The sequence below is a fragment of the Cupriavidus sp. H19C3 genome, from assembly GCF_049393815.1.
Taxonomy (GTDB): Bacteria; Pseudomonadota; Gammaproteobacteria; order Burkholderiales; family Burkholderiaceae; genus Cupriavidus.
In genome coordinates this window covers 201845-218881 of sequence record NZ_CP184987.1, presented here as the reverse complement: position 1 = coordinate 218881, position 17037 = coordinate 201845, and the positions used below count along the sequence as shown (strand labels likewise).

General features: G+C 63.9%; 21 protein-coding genes. 10 read left to right on the top strand and 11 right to left on the bottom strand.

The genetic code is table 11. The annotated features are described in order from the left end of the window. Positions 1-42: 42 nt before the first annotated feature. On the top strand, positions 43-336 hold the full coding sequence (locus DFLDMN_RS31960) for an HU family DNA-binding protein (RefSeq protein ID WP_423200711.1): 294 nt from the start codon (positions 43-45) through the stop codon (positions 334-336). Next, on the top strand, positions 317-1285 hold the full coding sequence (locus tag DFLDMN_RS31955; RefSeq protein ID WP_423200710.1) for a hypothetical protein: 969 nt from the start codon (positions 317-319) through the stop codon (positions 1283-1285). Before DFLDMN_RS31960 ends, DFLDMN_RS31955 begins: the two co-directional genes overlap by 20 nt. Here DFLDMN_RS31955 and DFLDMN_RS31950 read toward each other — a convergent pair. From DFLDMN_RS31950 to DFLDMN_RS31900, 11 genes are all read right to left on the bottom strand, one after another. Next, entirely contained in the window at positions 1273-2163 is an 891-nt protein-coding gene (locus tag DFLDMN_RS31950) for a DNA/RNA non-specific endonuclease (protein ID WP_423200806.1), read from the bottom strand. The genes DFLDMN_RS31955 and DFLDMN_RS31950 overlap by 13 nt on opposite strands. 53 nt (positions 2164-2216) lie before the next feature. Beyond that, a complete protein-coding gene (locus DFLDMN_RS31945; RefSeq protein ID WP_423200709.1) occupies positions 2217-2690 on the bottom strand; it encodes a hypothetical protein in 474 nt (157 codons plus the stop codon). A 209-nt stretch (positions 2691-2899) separates the two neighbouring features. After that, positions 2900-3139 carry a hypothetical protein gene (locus DFLDMN_RS31940; protein WP_423200708.1) on the bottom strand — a complete coding sequence of 80 codons (240 nt, stop codon included), beginning with the start codon at positions 3137-3139 and terminating at the stop codon, positions 2900-2902. After that, positions 3136-4383, bottom strand: coding sequence for a DNA methyltransferase (locus DFLDMN_RS31935; protein ID WP_423200707.1), 1248 nt, complete (start codon positions 4381-4383; stop codon positions 3136-3138). The genes DFLDMN_RS31940 and DFLDMN_RS31935 overlap by 4 nt, the downstream gene beginning before the upstream one ends. Next, positions 4383-5504 (bottom strand): phage Gp37/Gp68 family protein, encoded by a 1122-nt coding sequence (locus tag DFLDMN_RS31930; protein ID WP_423200706.1) that lies wholly within the window; start codon positions 5502-5504, stop codon positions 4383-4385. The genes DFLDMN_RS31935 and DFLDMN_RS31930 overlap by 1 nt, the downstream gene beginning before the upstream one ends. Beyond that, positions 5501-5989 (bottom strand): hypothetical protein, encoded by a 489-nt coding sequence (locus DFLDMN_RS31925; protein WP_423200705.1) that lies wholly within the window; start codon positions 5987-5989, stop codon positions 5501-5503. Before DFLDMN_RS31925 ends, DFLDMN_RS31930 begins: the two co-directional genes overlap by 4 nt. Continuing rightward, positions 5982-6575: a hypothetical protein gene (locus DFLDMN_RS31920; RefSeq protein WP_423200704.1), complete on the bottom strand. Its 594-nt coding sequence runs from the start codon at positions 6573-6575 to the stop codon at positions 5982-5984. Before DFLDMN_RS31920 ends, DFLDMN_RS31925 begins: the two co-directional genes overlap by 8 nt. Positions 6576-6680: 105 nt before the next feature. Continuing rightward, positions 6681-7049 carry a hypothetical protein gene (locus DFLDMN_RS31915; protein WP_423200703.1) on the bottom strand — a complete coding sequence of 123 codons (369 nt, stop codon included), beginning with the start codon at positions 7047-7049 and terminating at the stop codon, positions 6681-6683. Beyond that, the gene (locus DFLDMN_RS31910) at positions 7039-8265 is read right to left on the bottom strand and encodes a DUF1173 family protein (RefSeq protein WP_423200702.1); all 1227 of its coding nucleotides are present in this window, start codon (positions 8263-8265) and stop codon (positions 7039-7041) included. Before DFLDMN_RS31910 ends, DFLDMN_RS31915 begins: the two co-directional genes overlap by 11 nt. Positions 8266-8275: 10 nt before the next feature. Continuing rightward, positions 8276-9736: a 3'-5' exonuclease gene (locus DFLDMN_RS31905; protein WP_423200701.1), complete on the bottom strand. Its 1461-nt coding sequence runs from the start codon at positions 9734-9736 to the stop codon at positions 8276-8278. Next, the gene (locus tag DFLDMN_RS31900; protein WP_423200700.1) at positions 9733-10182 is read right to left on the bottom strand and encodes a hypothetical protein; all 450 of its coding nucleotides are present in this window, start codon (positions 10180-10182) and stop codon (positions 9733-9735) included. The genes DFLDMN_RS31905 and DFLDMN_RS31900 overlap by 4 nt, the downstream gene beginning before the upstream one ends. A 158-nt stretch (positions 10183-10340) precedes the next feature. Here DFLDMN_RS31900 and DFLDMN_RS31895 point away from each other — a divergent pair, with 158 nt between their 5' ends. The 8 genes from DFLDMN_RS31895 (at position 10341) to DFLDMN_RS31860 (ending at position 16897) form a co-directional block, all read left to right on the top strand. Beyond that, a complete protein-coding gene (locus tag DFLDMN_RS31895; RefSeq protein WP_423200699.1) occupies positions 10341-10859 on the top strand; it encodes a hypothetical protein in 519 nt (172 codons plus the stop codon). A 186-nt stretch (positions 10860-11045) separates the two neighbouring features. Then, positions 11046-11342, top strand: coding sequence for a HigA family addiction module antitoxin (locus DFLDMN_RS31890; protein WP_423200698.1), 297 nt, complete (start codon positions 11046-11048; stop codon positions 11340-11342). Positions 11343-11461: 119 nt separating this feature from the next. Beyond that, positions 11462-11665, top strand: a complete 204-nt coding sequence (locus tag DFLDMN_RS31885; RefSeq protein ID WP_423200697.1) for a hypothetical protein — start codon at positions 11462-11464, stop codon at positions 11663-11665. Positions 11666-11764: 99 nt separating this feature from the next. Further along, entirely contained in the window at positions 11765-12265 is a 501-nt protein-coding gene (locus DFLDMN_RS31880; RefSeq protein WP_423200696.1) for a hypothetical protein, read from the top strand. Further along, entirely contained in the window at positions 12262-12492 is a 231-nt protein-coding gene (locus DFLDMN_RS31875; RefSeq protein WP_423200695.1) for a hypothetical protein, read from the top strand. The genes DFLDMN_RS31880 and DFLDMN_RS31875 overlap by 4 nt, the downstream gene beginning before the upstream one ends. 86 nt (positions 12493-12578) lie before the next feature. After that, complete coding sequence (locus tag DFLDMN_RS31870; protein WP_423200694.1) at positions 12579-13370, top strand: hypothetical protein; 792 nt, start codon at positions 12579-12581, stop codon at positions 13368-13370. Between the two features lie 174 nt (positions 13371-13544). Then, positions 13545-16646, top strand: coding sequence for an SNF2-related protein (locus tag DFLDMN_RS31865; protein ID WP_423200693.1), 3102 nt, complete (start codon positions 13545-13547; stop codon positions 16644-16646). Continuing rightward, positions 16643-16897: a hypothetical protein gene (locus tag DFLDMN_RS31860; RefSeq protein ID WP_423200692.1), complete on the top strand. Its 255-nt coding sequence runs from the start codon at positions 16643-16645 to the stop codon at positions 16895-16897. The genes DFLDMN_RS31865 and DFLDMN_RS31860 overlap by 4 nt, the downstream gene beginning before the upstream one ends. Positions 16898-17037 lie beyond the last annotated feature (140 nt).

Here is a 17037-nt window from a genome sequence, read left to right as displayed (position 1 = left end):
TGAATACCCTGGCACATCTAACCCGAAAGGAGATCTACCCTCATGACGAAATCCGAACTGGTCGACGCCGTTGCCCGCAGTGTCGACGGCCTCACGAAGACCAAGGCCGAGCAAGTCCTCAATGCAACGCTCGATGCCATCGTCGAGGCGGTAGGCCGCGGCGAAACCCTGAGCCTGATCGGCTTCGGTACCTTCAGCAAAGGCGAGCGTGGCGAACGCATGGCGCGCAATCCGCGCACCGGCGAGGAAATTCGGATCGACGCGGCTAAGACCGTGAAGTTCAAGGCCGGCCAGCGCTTCAAGGATGCCGTCAACGGTGGCGCCGGTGGCCGGTGACGCGACGGGCGCGGCTTCGCCGCAATACGTGCCGGTCGCGCAGCTGCTGGCGGGCACAACGGACGTTCCGCAACGCATCGATGCAGCGACGATCCAGTATCGCGGCGTCATTTGCCATGTCTATGGCGTTCTCCATGGTCTGACGGGCGGCACTAACCGGCAGTACAAGGCCCTCGTGGAGGACGCGATCGAGAATGCTCCGGGAGAGCTTGTCTTTGGCGAGACGAAGTTCGCGAAGCTGTACCGGGGCATCCAGGTCGAGATGGACGACTGGACCGAGATCCCACTGCGCGATGCATTCCGGATGCAGTTCAAGGCCGCTCTCACGCCGATGCGTATGTTTATGGTGGCCGCCGGCATGCGGCGCGAGCGGCGGACGATGGCGGACCGCTTCGGAGCGAACGGGCTTCGTCGTCTCCAGGACATCGGTGGCTCTGCCGCCTTCCATGCGCTCTCGCCCGACGAACGGCGCAGGATTGCCGGTTTTCCGGAGCCCTACGCCTATCTCGTGGAGAATTGCCGTCGCCGGGCGGGCGGGGGCGACCGCCGTGGACCGGTGTTCCCCGATCCTGATTGGCGCTGGCTCGCGATGATCGAGCCGGAGCTCAACATCCCGTTGCGAAGCGTCTTCATGCTGGAGTTCGCAGTGGAACGGGCGAGGGTGTTGGGGGCCAGTGAGATATCGCTCTTTGTGGGCGAGATTCACAACTCCGACATGGTGTGGCTGGCGGGCTTCGACGAGTCCGCGGTGGACCCGAAGGTACGGGACATGGTGGACAATGTCCGCCGGCGCGCTATCGAGCTCGCGCGCGGGCGCCGCGGCGCCCTTCCCGGCTCCGCTTCGTTCTGGCTTCGCTGGCGGGCGCGTCCATCCCGCTATCGTTGTACTTCGGCCTCGGAACGTGGCTGTGGGCACGAAGCTGAACCCGCGGGATGCTACCGTGCGTAGGCCAGCATGAGCGTGGCCAGCGCACCAGCGTGCCGAACCAGCCCACCGAGGGATTCAGCTGCATCCCGTGCTTTTTCGTTTCCAATGAGCCAGGCAAATGCGACACGGCGAGCAACCTTTTCCCCTGGATGCGGCGTCGGCGGCGGTAGATCCAGTGCGACGCCTCGCTTTGCCGGCGCCAGAGCCGGGAACGGATCGATGCCGGTGAAGTGCGACAGTTCGCTGATGCTGACAACGCTATAGGCTGGCGTCGCATCGTTGCGGACGACGTAGGCGGCGGCGCCTACGCCCGGCACATAGATTGCCTTCCACAAATAGTCCGGGATGCGCACGCGGCCGTTCAGCATTCGGGCGGCATTGGTGAATGCCGGACCAGTCACGACATGGATGGCGCCATACTGACGCGCGAGCTTGCGCGTCGATGTCTCGATATGGCTCCAGGTCCTCCGGTTCGACGTGCTGTTCTGAGGCACGACGTTGGCCAGGCTGAAGCTTTCGGCCTGAGACGCCTTGTTTCCGAAGTCGCCGCTCGGGGCAAGGTGGCCACGGTCGTATCCAGATCGTGCGAAGTCTCGCAGCTGCGCACGCTCCCCAGCCGGCAAGCGATCTTCTTCGTAGAAATCACTGTCGCGCGGCAATGTGCGGGCCGCATCCGCCGCGGCGGCGGTCAGGCGTTCGGCGGACCATAGAGCCGTGCGGGTCTGTGGCGAGTAGAGGACTGCGTACGCGCGGTAGCAGAGCAGCTTGGCGTTGGCGGCAGGACGGCTGACCGCCGGCTTGCCGGCGTCGAGGATGTTTCCGCATTGCGCGGGGTCCTTGGCGGAGGCGGCTGCCGCAGTGGCGGCGAGGAGAAGGGCGACTGCGAGGTGGCGGATCATTGCTGGGAAGGCGTCATTGAACACACCACCAGCTTGCCCGTTCTGCGCCAAAGTCAAGGCTGCCAGTGATCGGGGAGGCCATCGATAGCCTTACCGATGAATTCGTGCAAATCCAGGAGCGGCCAGTCCTTGTCGGCGAGGGATTCTTCGGCAATCTCAGCGCACAGCGCCGGCACATGGTCGAAGCGGATCATAGGCGCGCCATCGATATAGATGATCTTCGCGCGCTTCAACAGTTTCTGATATCTCGCCGCCTGCGAGATCACTGTCTCGGGGGGATCTACGTGCTTGAACTCGTACCCTGGCTGGGCGAGTGCCGCGGCCATGGCGGCGAACTTGGGTCCGACCGTCTCCCAGTCAGAGGTCGTTGCCGCGAGCAGATTCAGGAAGTAGGGGATGTCCGAGGCGGTCAGCGCGCGCCGCGACATCATTGAGACCGCGTTCTGGTCGGCTGGCCGGTGCTCGACGCGGCTATTCCAGATCGTGCTGAGGGTCGTGAACGCAGTGTCCTTGTCCGTGGAGTCCATGCGGATAGGCGGGGTGGAGATTCCGCATTCTTCGCATACGATAACTGCCTGGAGCCGGCCAGAGATGTAGGTCGGGGCGCCGTCGCAGTGGGCGCATTGAAGGAGGCCGCTGGGCATGGGGAAAGTCAAGGTCGGGAAATGCGGGCATTATGCCTTTCCCAGAACCCGCGCCCAGCGGTGAGGCGAGATGACCGTTCGAACAGCGGCCGCTAGGCTGCGTTCATGGCCAGGTAGCCGGCCGTGGAGTTGAGCAGGTCCTCGTACGCGGTGGCCTCGAAGCCTTGCAGAATCTCGGCATGGTCGCGCAGCGCCGCGCCGATCTGCCAAAACTCGTTGAGCCAGCGACCAGGCGGGCCCATTGGACCTCCCAGCTGGCCGGTGGCAACGGCGCCTCGGATGGCGAGGATCGTTTCGGGCTCGGGGTATTCGCGCTCGTTGTTGTGCGTCATGGTCGTTTCGGTTGGGTTGCCCATTGCAGGGCGGGATGCATCTGAAAGCCGTCGGACTGCCGGAACAGTTCAGCAGCACCTCGCACGTACTGCAGGATCCATTCCGTTGCGATCCAGCGCCGGCCTAGCCGCTCGGCGGCCAGGCCGGTACGGATCGTCCCACCGAAAGGATCGACCACCAGGTCGTCCGGCCGGGACAGGAACCGCGTGAAGAAATCTGCGATGTCGGTCGGCTGCATGGCCCCATGAGTTGGAAGCCCGAGCGCCTGGGCGGCGCGGCGGTAGGCCCGGGTGTCCGCACAGCTGTGTCCGCGCTCGATGACATTGCGGGGCAGCCGGCCGGCCGTCTGGTTGCCGAAGGCGCTCTGCCGGATGCGGTACGCCCCATCTCCGTATATGGCGTTGCGTGTCTCGCCGCCGGCGGCAATCAGACGCTGGTGCCGTGCAGTATGGGCTTGGAGGATCTGCCGGTTGTCGGCCCGCACGCGGGCGGGATCGTTGGTGAACCAGAGCACCGGCTCGTAGGCTGATGTGAGCTGGACGCGGTCTACGCAGGCCCATCGGGTAGGGCCTGGCGGCTTGCTGTAGTTGATCCAGGGCACCCGGCCCATGAGCGACAGGCCGAGCCGGTCGTGCAATGCCAACGTCAGGCGCTCTATATAGAGAGAGCGGGCCGGACTGCGCGGCTCGAAGATGTCGTTCGACACGTTGAGGACGATGCTGCCGCCGGGCACCAGCCCTGCAACGATGGGTTCGAGAGCCTCGCACAGGAAATCGACGTATTGCGCCTCGGTGGGATTGCCATAGGCCCGTGCCTGGCGCAGCGGGTAGGGTGGCGACGTGACGCACAACGCAATCGGCTCGCCGAGGCCACGAAACACGTCCTCGTGGCGAGCCCACACGGCTATTCCGAGCGCGGTGCTGAAGGCGACCAGCCGCACACCGTCGGCGGCGCGGTCCAGCTCCTTCGTGACTGGCTTCGTCAGCTTCCAGAATCCTGCGCGGTCGGCCACCCGCTCCACGATGCCCATGGACTTCAATGTCTGCTGGTGCCATCGCACGGCGCGCTTGAAGGGGCTGTGCAGGGCGCCGGCCGTACCAACAGGCACTTTGGCATGCGCCTTGGCCAGATCGACCCCTGCCGCGGTGGCCACGGCATCGTAGAGCTGCGTCGTGGCGATGCCGTCAGTGGGCGCGTTGGCAAACGCGGCAGCCACATGTCCAAACAGATTCAGCTGCTCCATCACACGCCCCCTCGCGCAAGCGCTCGCTCGCATGCGGCCGCGACGTCGAGCGACGTCACGGGAAAGGCATCATGGACCGCGCCGTCGAGCAGCCGGCCCGCGGCTTTCTTCCCAACCCCGTGCATCACCGTCACTGGAAAGCCGCCTTCGTCGCGTGCGCGCATGAATTCGTCTCCGCGCTCAAGCTGCTGGCCATGCCTGTCGAGGCAAATCCCGCCCGCAATCCAGGTCTTGGCCTTGTTCACCCATTGCTGGAAGCTCGCGAACTCCTGAAAGACTGCCTGGCCAGTCGAGCCGTCTGCAACCCCCGTGTGCCAGTGCCCCCATTGCTTGAAGATAAACGGCACGCCGGAGGCGGCGCACTGATCGCGTAGAGCGCGCGGCCATGCGGGATGCATCGGGCGTGCGCCCGTACCGCTCTCTCCTCCTACGATTACCCAGTCGAGGGAACTTGGCGCGTAGTCGTTGCCGGAGGTGTGCAGGATGTCGCCGGTCAAAGTCGAGAAGACGTCGACATGGCCGAGCAGCGGCTCCATCGAAAGGAAGCGCGTCTTGGCCGGCGTGCGCAGCAGCGTGGGGATATCGCGGTCCGCTTCGGCCTGATTCACGATCGTCGCACCCAGCCAGATATCGGCGGGCGCATTGCCGGCGATCCATGTGGCCAGCCACGGCACGAGCGGGTTGTCGGCGCAGTCGTCGCGCTCCATTAGCGCGTTGAATGCCTCTCCGAGCCGCTTGCTCGCGTTGCCGATCCGCTTGCTCAGCACGAGTTTGTCGAGGTTCGGCGTCTGGCGCCAGACATCGAGCATGTCGATGAACCAGGCGATAGGGACCGCATTGTCGAAGACGTCGGCCAGGCTCGCGCAAAACACACGCTGCCGGCGTCCGTGAACAGAGGCAAACGCCGCGTGGGCGGCGTTCCATCGGAACATCTTCCGCCAGTTTGTCTGGGATGTGCGGCGGCGTGGCGCACCAGGTCCCCAGTTCACCGCCCGTCCACCGGCGAACCGCGCGTTGCGCGTCTCAGCGTAGCAGTGGTCGCAACCGGGCCCGACTTTCTGACAGCCTTCCCAGGGGTTCCACGTGTGGTCGCACCACTCGATGTTGCTGTTGTCGCTCATGGCGTTTGGTCCTCGAATAGATCGCGCGTGCGGGTGTCTCGGTCGGTGTCGCTGTTGTTGGCAAGTGGCTGATGGGTGGGTTCACCAGAGGCTTGTTCGGCGCCCTGTTTAGCAAGGCTAAGGCGTTGGCAGTGCGGGCAGCGCCTGCAGCCACGCGGCACGTCGCCGACTTCGATCCACCGACCACGCGAACGCATGCGTCGGGCCGTGTCTTTGGGCGAATGTCCGCAAAGAGATGCGTTCGTCCGGGGATCCACGGTATGGATGTAGCGGCCGCCGTTGGCGCGGGCCAGATACGGAGCCGTCCTGCGTTCGGTGGCGAGATCCTCGAACTGACTCCGAAGCGCGGATACACAATCCCAGTGGGCACCCGTTGGCGTGTGATAGCCCTGGGAGTACTCGACGGATTTGCCGCACAGCCAGCAGCTACCCGTGTCGTAGTGCTCGTCGATGGTCTTGCCGAAGTAGCGGTCGTCGTTAGGCATCGTTAGCTCGTTGTGCGCCATCAGTGGGCGCGTGGTAAATGCCGGTGCCGCAATACGCGCAGCCCAGATGCTCGCGCTCGGCCGCTTCGGTCTCGTCCGCCGGCGGCGGGCATCGCGGGTGCGTGTTCGCGCGCACGAGCAGCTCGACCAGACGGATCGATACCAGTAGCCGGTCATCGTCCGTTGCCTGCCCCAAAAGGTCCGCAGCGATGAGGGCGGCCAGATGGTTCACGAGATGGAGGGGCGGGGAATAGATGGATTCCGGGCCGCAGTCCCTCTGCACGGTCGGCGCGCTTGTCTGTTGGGCGGCATTCAGCGTGTCGCAGACCCATTGCACGACCCCGGCCTTGATGTGGTCGGCAGGGCTGGTGTCGAAGTGCTCGCTGAAGACGCGCAGCGTCCCGCAAGAGATCACGCCATTGCCACCACGCCAGTGGCCGGTGAATGGCGGGCGCCCGGGCGCCACAAAGGACCGATGCGCGCACGCGGCGCGGATGAGCGCCATATCGCGTCGGGCGGCCAGCGCGGTTGCGGAGTTTGCGGACACGGTCAGCAGTCCGCATGCTGGATCCAGCAGCGCGTCCATGCGATCGAGGGCATTCTGGACATCGGATGCCGCCGCGGCGGGCCGCGGGGGCAACGGGGGAGAGGGCAGGTGCATGGCGATGGAGGAGTATTTGACCCCTTCAGCCTATCTAGACGGTGGCAAAGTCAAGTCGCGCCGTCGCGTCGATGCTTCGGTGGGCGAGTTCGCGAGCCCAAATCGAACGGCCGCGGCGCGCAACTGGCCGGCATCGATGCTGTCCTGGGCGAGCGCCTTCAGGACAACCTGCGCGAAACCGTGCAGTGCGGCTAGCTCTTCGCCAATCGACCCGTGAATGTAGAGGTACAGCCCATTGGGCATACGGCGGACGGCGGTCGTCTCGCTCGCCATGCGCTCGAGCAGCACCTCCGCCGACGCAGGGTCAATGCCAAGGTGCCGGTGCAGCAGCGCCGCAGAGGCCGCGCGATGCTGGTGGACGAGTTCGAGTGCTTTCTGGAACAACTCATCAGCCTGCATTCGGTGTCCTGCCGCCCACGTCAAGTTCGAGACCGTTGATCGCGGTATTCACAGCATCCCACTCAAGGCATGGGATGCCGTGCTCGCGGTAGTGCTGGCGCTTGGCCGCCATTCGTGTGTCGTACTCGGTGTTGCCCGTCATACCCAGCACCTCGATGACGACCTCCGGGTTGACGTCGGTGAGCACAAAGTCCGGGTGCACGGCCGAGCGGCCGATGTGGCGCAGGGGCTTGCGGAAGGCGCGCCCGCGGCTGACGAGATGATCGGCCATGGTCACCTCGTGCGATGAATCGCAGGGCAGGAACTGGCGGTTCGCCAGCATCGCTGCGATATCGATCACGGTCAGATAGTTCGATCGCGATTTCTCTACCAGGATCACGACGATGCACCGCTGTTCTGCCTTCTTGGTCGCAGCGAGAGCATTACCGAACGAGGCTTGCAGGCGTGCATAGAGCTCCGCCGACATGAAGTGCGCCTGGGTGTTCTGGTGTAGCACCAGCTTGCCGCCGTACTTGCTCGCGTCATGAGACTTGAGCTCACCGATCAGGATGCCCCGAGGCTTGCCGGCCGCTGTCGGGGTAAGCCGGGCCTGCCACGCCTCAAAGGCACCGAGGATTTCCGCCTTGCGTGCCGGGTCCCAGCGCTCCATCACGTGCAGCAGGTCCGCAGCCGACTTGCCGTTGATGCGGCAGTCGGCGAGTTCCGTCGTCAGTTGTGACCAGCAGGCGCTCCAGCCGCGCGAGCCGGTACCGGGCCAGACGTTGAGGCCGGCCTGCTCCCACGCGTATTCGAGCAACGCCAACAGGCCCGCCGACCGGCGCTGCGGTTTCGTGCTTTGCCCATGGGGCGTGCGTTGTACCGTCCTGGCTGGCGTTTGGGTGGATGCAGACAGAGTCGCATCGAGTCGGATATCGTGATGGCCGTCTCGGATGCGAAACGCATCGAGACTGTCCGCAGTGCCGCCGCTGGCTTGCGCCTGCCTGTGGAAGGGGCAGGCAACACCGTGGTGGTGGGCCTGTTCGGGCCAGCGCGCGAGCAGAAAGATCTCGCGGTGGCGCCGGATGACGAGTTTGGGGCGCGGGCGGCCGCTGGTGCAGCCGCACTCGGCAAAGCCCTGGACCGTCTTCGCTCGCTCGAGTTGGCGGGCATAGCGGCCCGGGTCGTCCAGCACGTCGTCGAGCGGAAACTCTGCCCCGCCAATGCGCACGGTGATCATGAAATTCTCCCTAGGCTTCTGCATCCCGGAACATCGTGTAGAGGTCGCGGCGGATCTCGCTGAGATCTAGCACATGCTTTGCGCGCGTCATGGCTACATAAAGCAGTCGCATTTCCTCGGGCGCCATGGTCATCTTGCCGTCGTCGCCATGCTTGAATTTGAAGTCGCCCGCCAGCTGCACGCGGTCCCATTCGAGGCCCTTGGCGCGGTGCACGGTCGAGACGATGTAGTCGGCCTCGTCTTCGGGCGACACGCGCGTGAGGATCAGCCGGAGATAGTCCACGCCTTCGTCGTCGATCAGCTTCACCAGCGGCTTGAGGTCGCGACCGGCGAACGAATCGGCGTACTCCTGCACCTCGTCCCACGTCTCGAAGAGCGCGAGCGTAGCGGGGTAGCCGACACGCTGGCCGCGCATCAGCTGCTCGGCGCCGTCGGCAAAGGCCTGCAGTTCATCGACCTTGGCACGCACAGCCACGCGATCGCCGCGGCCGATGCCTTGCGCAAGATGTGTCAACACCGTGGCGTTCTTGCGGCATAGGATGGCGTCGTAGCGATCCTGGCCCGGAACTGACTCGTGCAGAACGCGTGAGGAAACATGCTCCTGTCCACGCACCGGAGTGTGTTCGTCCATGATCCGCAGCACGCGGCTCGCGAGCTGGGCAATGGCGGGCCCGAAGCGGAATGACTCGGTCAGCGCGCATTCGGGCGCACGGATGTGGTCCATCGCGTTGACGGCTCCCCGCCACTCGTAGATCTGCTGGTACGGATCGCCGACGTAGATCACCTGACCCTGCTGTGCGCGGAGCACCGACAGCATGAGCCCGTCCGCGTCCTGCGCCTCATCGAACAGGATGAAATCTGCGCCGATGCGCGGGCGGCTGCGCTCCCAGAGCTTGACGTAGACCCCATGGGAGATCGCGGAAGGGGATGCGGGGTCGATGTATTCGGCCCAGAGTTTCTTGACCGACGGTAGCAGCGCCTCGCGCAGATGCTCTGCCTCGTTCTCCTTGATGACGGGATCTACGGGGATGTGCCACGCCAGCGGCTCGGCCTGTGCAGAGCCGCAGAAGCGGGCGACGCCATCCATCACCATCCGTGCGACCTTGCCTGGACTGAGTTCCAGGTCCTTGCCGATTGTGGTCGGCAGGCGCAGTTTCCCGAAGCCGTAGCGCAGCGCGAGCTGATGCGGTGGCTCGACGGGGTGCTTGAGCTTGCGGGTGATCTCGGGCCGCGTCGCGCCAAACGCGAGCGAATGGACAGTGCGACAACGGGTATTCTGCGGGAACCTGGTGGCCGCCTCCGTGGCGATGTCCTTGTTGAAAGCCAGATAAAGTCCACGTGCCCGGCCGCGAGCCTCGGCAGCCATGCGAAGCGTCGACGTCTTTCCGGCGCCGGCGTAGGCTTTGACCTTGACCGTGCCGCCGCTGCGGACGGCTTCCACAACCTGTTCCTGCTCAGCGGTCGGGGTCATGCCATCTCCAGAGCGACTTGTTCTGGCAGGTTCGCGAGGACGCGACGCCGGATTTCCAACGTGTGGGCGCGGGACGCCTCGGCGCGCCGCGCGGCCTCGCCGCTGGCGTTGTCTACGATGTAGCCGAAATAGAACGCGGTGGTGGGACCAGTCCACGCCAACCACTTAGCCCGGATCTCCGCGCGCTGCTCCGTGCTCAGGGAGAAGTAGACAGCGCGCTTTTGCCGCCAGAGGCGAGCCTGCATGCTGCGCGTCGTGGCCTCGAGGCGATCAGAGCGATGCTGCCGGCGCGTCAGCTCTACCGCCGCGGTGTGCTGTTCGTTGGCCACATGGTCCGCAAAGAGCGGGTATCGATCACGCTCACGTTGCTGCTTGCGGGCGAAAGCGGCCTGACGGCGGGCGTTGAAATCGATGGGCTGGTGGCGACCAAATCGGGTGAATCGCATGGCGGCAAAGGTAAGTGGGTCTAGGACCAAGATACCGGCGCCACGTCGAAGTCAAGGCCGCCGGCGGGCGAAGTTCGTCGCCAATCATTTTGGTCGCGCCGGCAACGGTTTGGCGTCCGTAACGCTATAGAATTCGTGCGTCTTTCTGCCGAACTACCATGTCTGAACAGCCGATTAACGCCGCACGGGAAGTTTCCTTGGGTACGCGTCCGCGGGACGAGCGTGAGTTCGTTCCGCCGGGCGACCCTCACTACGCCGACATTGCGCGCATGGACGCCTTCACGTTCAAGCGCTACCTCGATCGCGTTTTCTGGCACCCTCGACCGGAGGTGCTGCGATTTGAAGTGCGAGCCATCCCCTCATCGACCGGAAGCGTCTACGACGTCGTGGCGCTGGTCGGTAGGGGCTTGGGGGAGGTCTGGTTCGCGCAAGACGCCGTCCCAACGCGGTGGGATTACGTGGCGATCACTGAAACTACAGATGCGCTGGGTCGGCTGCAGCGCGCCAATCTCTCCGCGCAGGGTAAATTGGCGGAAGGGTTCGAGCCGATCGCCGAAGGGCCGGGCGCGGACTATTCTCATCTGGAGAATCCCGAAGAGGTGGCCCAACGCCGTTGGGCGGTGGTAGACCGGATTCGTGCGGCGAACCGTCGGGCACGGGAAGCCGGGGCTCGGTAGCCGGCCTTGTCGCCACAGCGAGCGCGCGGTACTATCCGTCCGATTCTACGCGCTACCGCGCATCGACCTCGCCGGCGTACCGGCCATCTTCTTTCCTTCACCCATTGGGGCTTTTGTCCCATCGGGGCATGGCTCCCTCCAGGAGCTATCCCGCACGTCAATCTCAGTTCTTCTCTGGTGTCTGAAATGTTCAATCCGCCGCATCCGGGCGCTTTGGTGAAAGACGTCATGACGTCGCTGAACCTTTCGGTGGGCGCCGCAGCGAGTCAGCTCGGCGTGTCCCGTGTCCAGCTATCTCGCTTGGTTAACGAGCACGCAGGGGTCAGCACTGAAATGGCCGTGCGTCTCGAGCAATGGGTTCGTGGACCCGCGGCAGAGACTTGGCTTGGTTTGCAGGCCGATCACGATCTGTGGCAACTGCGGCATTCCGATGCCCTTCCGTGTGTCGCGCCGGCCAACCAAGGCGACTGCCAACTCGCATAGCGATCACGTATCAGCGATTCTTCCGGCGTGGCGTGTGTATCTACGTCGCGAACACCGTTTTTTTACCCATTGGGGCTTTGTCCCCTATGGGTCATGGCTCCATCTTCGTTGGAGCCATCATGTCCACCATTGACAACCTCGAAACGGCCGCCGCTATCGTTGCATTGGTCGTGATTCTGTTCGCCGCGCTTTTCTTCATCGTCACGACGGGGAGCATTGCGCTGCTTTCCCTGCAGCTGTCCACACTGATGATCGCCGCTTTGGCGGTGGCCGTGCTGTGGGTCCTTGCCAGGTTCTCTCATCTGTCGCGCCAGCCGGCTTGACCATCGCCGCGCGCTGTCCCTAGGGCGCGCGCGGCCCCCCCACACCCATCCGGGAATCGTCCCGGTAGGGGCGTTTCCCGTATCCACTAAGGAAACGCCATGTTCCATCGAAAAGCGATCGACTTTGAAGTTGGGCCCGTTCCGGCCGAAGAATCCTGTGCACAGGTCGGCCGCGATGACTACAACGAGCGCTCGGGCCGCGAGTGCACTGTCTACATCCGGCAATTGCAGCGGATCTTCGGCCACCCGGATCCGGCCTCCCTGCGCTTCGTCCGTCGAGGATTCGCACATGAGTTCGGCCGCTACCACGAGGTGGTGGCGGTGATGAACGCCGAGGGCGCAGAGATGTTCGACGAGTCGAAGTTGCCCTGTGAATGGGACCACATTGCTCGGGCAGAACTGACCTGGCTCCGCCTGCGACAACAATGGCGCGAAGCGGTTCGGGTTCGCCCATCGGCGATCGTTCAAGTGCCGGACATCTTCCAGCGCAATGAGATTCCGGAATTCCCTAACCATCCGGTCGCCATGTGGTGGGCCATGGGATTCATGCCCATGCCGGCTGGCCGCGCGATCTCGATTCAGCAAGGGCGCAGGTCATGAATACGACTCGGATATGCACCGTCATCGTCCATCTCACGGGCGGCACAGTACCGTACGTTGAGAGTGACGGCCACCTGAACGTAATGATCGTGGACCACGACATCGAAGGTGTCGAAGAGACGGCCCTCAGGACGCTGCCGGATGGCTGCAAGGTCACGATCCGCCAAGAGACCGTGGCAGACGTGGGCCGGCAGTCGGCACAACGCTGGCTGGATTTGGCCGCTTAACACCAGTGGCGCGGAACCGCGCCACTTCCTTTCCTTCCCTCGGGAGACCATCCCGATGGGGGTCTCCCTATTCATCTGAGAGACCCATGTACAACGAAATCATCGAGAAATTCATCGCCGCGCAGCAGGTGGCACGTCAAGCGTATAAGGACGCCGCCGACTTCGAGCGTGACATGCTCGCCGGCACCGGCACCGAAGAACCATTCTTCGCCGTTGGCGTCCGGTCGGCGTACCGGCAAGAGAACGAACTGGAGAAGTTCTGCCAATCTTTGGCCGGTAACGTCGTCAGTCGGGCTCGCAAAGAGTTTGCGCCCCCGGGCGCGCGGCTCGACATTGACAATAGCGCCGAGTACGAGCGTGCGGGCCTGAATATCGACGAAGCCCTGAAGAAGGGAGAAATCCCCGACCTCGACAAGCTCTGGGCCTCGCTCACCGCCTATTACAAGGGCGATGGCGGGGCAGCGATGGCATACCGCCAGGCCGCGTTGCGGATCGTGCGCAACTTTGGCCTGCATCGCAATGCTGAGGTAAAGCGTACGGCCGCTGGCGTGGTGCTGAAGAAGACGGTCTATACGGAGGCGTCCTACAGGTCGAGCCGGCGCAGGGTGGGGTATCACAGCACCCAGCCGACGGCGGATTGTCTGATGGGTCTCGCCACTTTCGCGGGCAAAGCTGGCAATGCATTGCTGGCCAAGCAGCTGGGGGGCATCAACCTATACGAGCTGGAGTACGTCTCGCGCGAGAAGATCGCAATGCCGGGCCTCGACATCACCTTGTTCAACGACAAGTGGGAGTTCAAATTCTGCAACGAGCTGGCAGAGGCGCTGATGCTCTTCATTGGCGAGTACGGCCAGGACGCCATGCAGGAGCGGTACTGACGCACAACGCGCTGGTAGAGGCGTTCCGTGCAGCGCAGGAGGCCTCATGTTGACGTCTTGGCGTTCGTCGCCCAGCACCTATCCGAGCCAGTATCCGAGCCAATCTCGGCGTAAGCAGCCTGGCGCATATCCCTTGCCCCGTTTGGACGGGGCATTTTCATTTCTGGATTTCCTATGACTCATTGGTACGAGCCCTTGCGGGCCATCGTCAGCCTCGGCTCGCAAGCCGAGAAGATCGCCCACATGGGCGAACTGCACGCCGCGCGGCAGAAGCATTTGTCGCAATTCTTTACTCCGGACGCGATTGCGCGGCTCATGTGGGGCGTCGTTGAGACGTGGCGTCCCGACCGAAAGCTGTCGGCTCTGGACAATTCGGTTGGATCGGCCCGGCTGATGCAGTACGCCGATCCGGCGCAGCACAGCCTGTATGGTGTTGACGTGCACGAGCCGGTGATCGCGGCAGTCCAGCAGTGCATCGAGGCCGCCGGCTTCGAAGGCAGCTTCCGCATGGCGGGCATGGAGGAAATCCACCCACGGCATTTTGACGTGGCGATCATCAATCCGCCGTTCTCCCTGCATCTGGAATCGCCTCACCTGAAGCCGTTCGCTTGCACGACCTGGGGAAGGTTCGGGCCCAACAGCAGCGCTCTGAGCCATGAGTATGCGTTGGCTCAGGCGCTGGAGGCGGCACAGCTCGTTGTGGCGCTCTTGCCCACAAGCTTTGTTGACCGTTTCGTCAACGTTCTGGATCACCGGGACGCGCACATTACTGCCGGCCGCCGCGTGATCGCCATCTTCGACCTGCCGGCCTCGGCCTTCCGGGAGGAAGGCGCGATGGTGCATACGTCCATTGCGGTCTTTGGCCGCTATCGGATGGGCCGGGTCGTGCGCCAGTCTCACAGCGATTTCCGAACGCCGTTGCCTGAACTGCAGCTGAATCTGGACGATCGAAGCTTCGGTGAGGCACGGCTCGGTCACCAGGCGCTGGACGACACAGGACCGGCCATTACGCGCCCCGTGACCTCGCAGAAACGGGTACGCATTGCCCATGATGGCCGCCGGATTGTCCTGGGATTTGAGTGCGGCTTCGTCGAGGCGATGGTGCTGAACCGTGTCCTCGACTGCAGGATCCGGCCGTTGGATGGCCAGCGCCTGCCGCAAGGCATGCACTACGCCGGCAGCGGCCGCCTCGATCTCGAGGCCTATCTGGTGCAGGACGACCCGATGGCCGCGCTGGATGGTTTGCTGCGGCTGATTCGCGATGCTGGCGGCGTGCCGCAACTAGCCCCGGGCTCCCTGGAGTATTTCCGGAAACGGGTACGGCGCAGCGCGCGTCAGGCTACGCCGCTGCGACACACGGTCTGGACGACGGGTGTGAATGCAGCGGAAGCGATCTCCGGTGTGGCCCTCAAAAGCCATGTGGCGGACCCGGCTAAGTGGGGCAGCCCCGTGATCAAGGCCGGCGAGACCGTAGCGTTTGTGCGGCAGCCGGACGGCCGCTACGCCTACCACGCCGGCGGCAGTCAGTTCGTGCTGACGCTGGACGAGCTGATGGGGCGTTTTGCCGTTAGCAGGTCAGAGCAGACCTGGGAAACCGTGCACGAAGGCTTGTCGGTGAAGTATCCGCAGCAAGCCCTTGGCCTGCGTCGCCGAATGCAGGCGCTGGGTATCGACCGCTGGCTAAACTGGGAATTTCAGCAAAATGACCTGGTGGAGTTGCTCCAGAAGCCGTGTGGCGCCGTGGCGGCCTGGGAACAGGGTTGCGGCAAATCGCGGCTCGCCGCGGGCTTGATCCTGCTGTCAGGAGTCAAACACGGCCTCATCGTGGTCGAGTCGCGGCTGGTCCCGGAAATGCGTGCCGAACTGGCGCAGATCCTGCCGCCCGCATCGGTGCATGTCATCGACTCGCCGGAAGCACTCGGGAAGCTGGGCCAGATCAATCTCATTGCCTACGAGCGCTTGCGCATGCCGGTGTGTCGGGAAGCTTCCCGGCGCGTCACATACGCCCACAAGCTACGACGCAGGATTGGCCTTTTGGTGGCCGACGAGGGCGAGCGACTGTCCAACCCGACAAGCGACCAGAGCCGCGCGCTCTGGCAGCTATCGGCGCGGCGGCGGTTTGTCCTGACCGGTAGCCCGATTGCGAACTATCCCCGTGACGTCTTTGGCCTGATCGCCTTTACGGGCGGCGACGGTACGGCGGCTCAGCCCTACGGTTACCGCCGCGGGTACCTGGATCGCCAATGGCTGGCCACCGCGCAGCATGCTCAACGCGGCGTGGACCGCTTCCGCGATGACTTCGTCGTGCTGGAATGGGTGACGTGGGAGTTCGCGGAGAGCTTGCAGGATGGCGCCAAGCGGGAAGTGCCCAAGATCGGCAATCTGCCGCTCTACCGCCAAATGCTGGCGCCGCACATCAAGCGACGACTAGTCTGCGAGCCGGACGTGGCCCGGTACATCCAGATCGATCCGCCGGCTATCGAGGTGGTTGAGACGGATTGGGATCCGAGTCATCTGTCGCTGTACCTGCGCACGGCCGACGAGTTTGCGGAATGGTATCGGGATATTCGTCGTACCGACGGACGCTCGAACAACCTGATCGCTATCCTCGCGCGCATCCGAGCAGTGCACTTCGCCGCCAACTACCCGCAACATGGGGTGGACGGCGTAGGAGCGCTAGGGCAGTTGACCAGCAAGCAGCGTGCCGTGATTGAGCGAATGGCAGCCATCGCCGCTGAAGGCAAGCAGGCCATTCTGTTTGCCGAGAACCCGGGGGTGATCGACCTGGTCGCCAGTCAACTGAAGGCGCGGGGCGTGGAGACTGTACCGTTCCACGGCGGCATTCCGATATCGAAGCGCGTGGCCGACAAGGACAAGCGGTTCGTGAACGGGTCCGCCACCGGCCTGCTCTGCACCAAAGGATCTGGCAGGGCAGGGTACAACTTGCCGAACGCTGACTATGTCCTCTTCTACGACAGATCATGGACGTGGCGCATCGAGTATCAGGCGATGCGGCGCGCGCTGCGGTGGAACCGGGAGGGGCGGCTGAAGGTGGTGTATTTCCATCTGCCCGGGAGCATCGATGTCTACCAGGACCAAATGGTGGCGCACAAGCGCGACGCCATGGAAGCCGGCTTGGACTGGGCGACCCCGGAACTCGAAGACGAGGCGTTCCTGCACATGGACACGCTTCTCGATGCCTTTGTCGACGATCTCGCGGCGCTTCACGGCCGCAAGACCCGCGACCAACGCCAACTTCTTAAGGAGGCAGCATGAAAGCGAATGAATGCACCATAGCCCTGGGCGAGGGCGTGGCGACGATCAAGCGTCACGGCACGCGCACCACCTCCGTTGCCAACATCCTGGGCACGCTGGAGGCTGACGGCATCGAGATCATTTGCCTTGATCGCCTGGTACACGGTGTTCTGGAGACGGAAATGGGCGGTTGGCAAGTGAGCGGGGCGGTGACAACCCTGCTGGCTCGGCCGATTGGCCCACTACCTTTGAAAGACACCCTAAATAGCTGAGCTTTCCGGGCGCTAAGGCGCCCGAAACAGCCATAAGATGGCTTCCGTAGCGCCCCGCTACGGAAGCTCTCTCAAGATTGACCCGTTCCTCCCGCCCTCCTCGTGAGGGCGTTTTTTTTGGGGGGCGCCGTGAGCGCATT